Source organism: Candidatus Atribacteria bacterium (assembly GCA_011056645.1).
Classification (GTDB): domain Bacteria; phylum Atribacterota; class Phoenicimicrobiia; order Phoenicimicrobiales; family Phoenicimicrobiaceae; genus Sediminicultor; species Sediminicultor quartus.
On sequence record DSEL01000004.1, the window covers coordinates 1 to 2706 of the forward strand.

Below are 2706 nucleotides of genomic sequence, written 5' to 3' on the forward strand. Positions count from 1 at the left end.
ACTCCATCTTTAAATTCAGTAATACTTTTTAAGATGGAAAGCTCTCCTTGATGTCTTAAGGTATAGCTGGAAATACAAATTGTATCTACATAATGAATATCCAATTCTCGGGCAATGATAGCAGCCGGAATTAATCCTCCTCGCGCTACAGCAATAATTCTATCCCATTTCTTCTTCGTATCCAGTAACCTCCAGGCCAAAGCTCGACTATCCCGATGAAATTGTTCCCAGGTGACTGGGAAATTTCGCTGGTAACTGTTTTTATTTTTACTCATATTTTCTTTTCCCCTTTTCTGATGATGAATGGATTTCTTGCTATTGCTTTTAATTATAATAATATTTTTCTTTATAGTTGTTTTATATATTTATACCACATAATCTTTAAAAATCCTTTTTTTTGCAGAAATAAAAAGGATAACGGATGGTTAGGTTGTTTTATTCTCTAATTTTAAAAATAAAAACTAGAGATCAAGTAAAAAAAGAGAAAATATTTACTTTTCTTAAATAAATTGAAGAGTAATGCAAAAATAAGGAAATCGGTTAATTCGCATTGTAAGGACTAATAATAATTATCAGAACTTGGAAGGAAATTACGATTTTCAGAAAGTAATACAAATTGTTATATCTTTAAATTTAATCTGCTAGTATATGCAATAAAAATAAAATGCAATTTAAAAATTTTTCAGTGAAACTCCCCCAGCAGGAGCTGGGGGCATCTTTTGCTACAAGCGAAAAACGAGCGTGAGCCCTTCGGGCTGCCGTTACATCTCCAGACAGGAGTCTGTAGTTTTACACGGCTCAATAAAGACATTATCTCCATTTTTCTTTATCATCTTTTTTATTTACCTTTATATTAAACTAAAATTTATATCTTATTTAATTTTTTCCGCTATTATTTTACCTATTTTTAGGGTCCAATCGGTCAGTTCGCTAATCTTCATTTTTTCAAAACTATATAGATAAGCTTCTATTGTATTATTTAGGGGTTCTTTCCACTTTATCGGAATATTTTTTTCTCCGATCAATACACCGAGTGTAGCTCCTACTTGCCCAGTAGAACAATCAGTATCTATACCAGAATTAGCTGAAATACAAATGCTTTTTCCAAAATCACCTTCACCTAAAATTAAAGCCATAATAACATTGGCTATATTCGGAAAAGTATGTATCCAATGATATTTGCTGGCATAGGTTTCCTCTATTTTAACCAATACCTCCTTAGAATTTTTAAAATCTTTACACCATTCACAGGTAGTATTTATTATATTATAAAATTCGCTATTCCTAGGCACATAAGATAACCCTATTTTAATTAATTCGTTTATATCATTCTCTACAAAAGCCGCACTAATTACTGCGGCATTAAACATTTCGCTATAAACCGCTTCCGTTATGTGAGATACCACCGCATCTCTATAAGCAAAATTAACTGCAATTCTTGGATTTCCTGGAGCTATAAATCCATTTACTTCTCCTCTCATTTGAGCACCAATCCATAGATTAAAGGGATTATTTTCTTTTGCTGAATAAGGAGGTATAATCCCATTTTTAATATTTTCAAGTGCCACAAATTCTGCTGTGCAAACCTCTTCTGGCATCAAATGTTCTACCCACTCGTACCCTAAATCCCTACTTGTAAATTCAGGTCCATATTCCTCTATAGTATGGAGAAGAACAATAGGATATGTTACATCATCATTCTTAGTAGATGGTTTTTTTACATAATCAGTTATGATCCCATATTTATCTCTAATTTTTTCACTTTTCCACCCAGCAACAGGGTCACCTAATGAAACTCCAATACATTTCCCATACCAACCTCCATATACTTTTTCATACCAAAGATCTGAATCAATTTTTTGCGGAAACCTTGATAAATCTACTAAAGGAACACATGCATTTAATATATCTTCAAACATTTCCGGCTTATAATAGTCCACTTTCATTTTTGGTGATCTTCTTAATTCTTCTTTTATCATAGCAATAATTTTTAATAATTTATTAAAATCTTTATTATTATATGCTGCTTTGCCTTTATCAATTAGTAATTTTGCCTTTGAAATATCATATCCTTTATTTTCTAATGCATACACACCCTCAATAACCCTATGTTCAACATTCCCACTTTTCATAACGCTTAACCATTGATTTGCGATATTTTTCTCTCTCTCAGTCATTTCTCTTTTAATCATTATAAAGCCTCCACAGTTTTATTATATTATATCTTAAAAATTAATTATTTTAACCCACCTTGTGTGAGCCCGGCAATAAATCTTTTTTGTAACAAAATACAAATAAACATAATAGGCAATATTGTAATTACTCCACCGGTGCTAACGTAAGCAAAATTAGTAAAATGGCTTTCAGTAAAACGTAAATATCTTATAGAAACTGTTTGAACTTTTGCGTTTTGTAAAAAAGTTACGGCAAAGAAAAATTCATTCCAGGTCCAATAAGTTAATATTAACACAAGGGTTGCATAACCGGATTTAGCAAGTGGTAATACTACTTTCCAGAATATTTGTGAATCTGAACAGCCGTCTATTTTAGCTGCATCACAAATCTCTTTGGGAATTGAAAGAAAATAAGATCTTAGTAAAAATATTGAAAATGGTAAATAATAGGCAGAATATATTATTATTATCCCTAATAAATTATTTGTCAACCCTAATTTTTGGAAATAAGCGTATAACGGCACAATATAAA

At 31.2% G+C, this 2706-nt stretch carries 3 protein-coding genes; all 3 read right to left on the reverse strand.

Translation table 11 applies throughout. From position 1 onward, the window contains the following. Positions 1–275: xanthine phosphoribosyltransferase (locus ENO17_00130; GenBank protein HER23464.1), on the reverse strand; the 275-nt coding region annotated here is incomplete at its 3' end. Between the two features lie 597 nt (positions 276–872). Beyond that, a complete protein-coding gene (locus tag ENO17_00135; protein ID HER23465.1) occupies positions 873–2192 on the reverse strand; it encodes an ADP-ribosylglycohydrolase family protein in 1320 nt (439 codons plus the stop codon). A gap of 44 nt (positions 2193–2236) precedes the next feature. After that, the coding region (locus ENO17_00140) for a carbohydrate ABC transporter permease (GenBank protein ID HER23466.1) at positions 2237–2706 on the reverse strand (470 nt) is incomplete at its 5' end.

What these genes read in the sequence shown, in the direction of transcription:
- ENO17_00135 (HER23465.1), bottom strand. Translation starts at nt 2,192, where the DNA reads ATGATTAAAAGAGAAATGACTGAGAGAGAGAAAAATATCGCAAATCAA.